The following is a 588-nucleotide window of genomic DNA, read 5'->3' on the forward strand; positions in this document are numbered from 1 at the left end:
ACGGGCTCTAACTTGTTGTAGGCACATGGTTTCAGGATCTATTTCACTCCCCTTCCGGGGTGCTTTTCACCTTTCCCTCACGGTACTGGTTCACTATCGGTCACTAGAGAGTATTTAGCCTTGGGAGATGGTCCTCCCGGATTCCGACGGAATTCCTCGTGTTCCGCCGTACTCAGGATCCTCCTAGGTGTCTTCCAAATTTCGTCTACGGGGTTTTTACCCTCTTTGACTGACTTTTCCAAGTCATTCGACTATCTGAAAAAACTACCACAACGGAGTCCTACAACCCCAACAAGCAAGCTTGTTGGTTTGGGCTGTTCCCGTTTCGCTCGCCGCTACTAAGGGAATCGATTTTTCTTTCTCTTCCTGCAGGTACTTAGATGTTTCAGTTCTCTGCGTCTACCTCTAATCAGCTATGTATTCACTGAAAAGTAACATCCTATCAAAGATGTTGGGTTTCCCCATTCGGAAATCTCTGGATCAAAGCTTACGTACAGCTCCCCAAAGCATATCGGTGTTCGTCCCGTCCTTCATCGGCTTCTAGTGCCAAGGCATCCACCATGCGCCCTTATTCACTTAACCTTATCA

At 47.6% G+C, this 588-nt stretch carries 1 rRNA gene; it reads right to left on the reverse strand.

Annotation, left to right across the window (positions count from 1 at the left end):
- A 23S ribosomal RNA gene (locus ACFO3L_RS11435) occupies positions 1–582 on the reverse strand; the annotation flags it as partial.
- Positions 583–588: the final 6 nt, after the last annotated feature.

This window comes from Enterococcus eurekensis (assembly GCF_042654605.1).
Lineage (GTDB): Bacteria > Bacillota > Bacilli > Lactobacillales > Enterococcaceae > Enterococcus_I > Enterococcus_I eurekensis.